Here is an 833-nt window from a genome sequence, read left to right as displayed (position 1 = left end):
GCCATCAACGGGCTGGGAGCCCGCCTTGGCGCGATGACCCTGCTGGCGAGCAGCAGAGGGTAAAGGCAAGATGGAGAGCTGGGCTCAATCCTTGGGTCCCGTTCGCGCCGTCGGGATCGAGGGAACAGGCTCTTATGGGGCTGGCCTGGCACGCTTCCTGCAGGAGAGAGGCCACAATGTCATCGAGGTCAACCGCCCCAATCGCCAGATCCGGCATCAGCATGGCAAGACTGATCCGCTCGATGCCGAGAACGCGGCCCGCGCCGTTCTCAGTGGTCAGGCCCGGGCGGCTCCGAAGTCGGGCACCAGCTCCGTGGAAATGATCCGCCATCTCAAGGTGGCGCGCGACACCGCCGTCAAGAGCCGCACCCAGGCGATGGTCACCCTCAAGACGATCATCGTCAATGCTCCCGCGGCCTTGCGCGAGAGCCTTGACGGCCTCACCGGCAAAATGACCCTGATCCGCCATTTAGCCGCCCTGAGACCGGGAGCGATGACTTCACCAACAGCCTCAGCCAAAGCAACATTACGCGCTCTCGCCCGGCGCTGGCTGATGCTCGATGCTGAGATCAAAAGCCACGATGCTGCTCTCGATGCTCTGACCACCGCCTGCGCCCCAGCCCTGAAAGAGGCCCATGGCATGTCGACCGGTATGGCGGCCGAGATGCTGATCCTCGTCGGCGACAATCCCGAGCGCATCCGCTCCGAAGCAGCCTTCGCCAAACTGTGTGGCGCCTGTCCCATTCCGGCCTCGAGCGGCAAGACTTCACGTCACCGGCTCAACCGCGGTGGCCATCGTCAGGCTAACGCGGCTCTATATCGCGTCGTCATTA

At 63.7% G+C, this 833-nt stretch carries 1 protein-coding gene; it reads left to right on the top strand.

What is annotated here, in order from left to right:
- Positions 1-70: 70 nt before the first annotated feature.
- The coding region (locus DC522_RS33820; RefSeq protein WP_205769942.1) for a transposase at positions 71-833 on the top strand (763 nt) is incomplete at its 3' end.

The sequence above is a fragment of the Microvirga sp. KLBC 81 genome (genome assembly GCF_003075415.1).
GTDB lineage: Bacteria > Pseudomonadota > Alphaproteobacteria > Rhizobiales > Beijerinckiaceae > Microvirga.
Note: the sequence above shows the minus strand (reverse complement) of the source record. Positions and strands in the feature narration are given on the sequence as shown.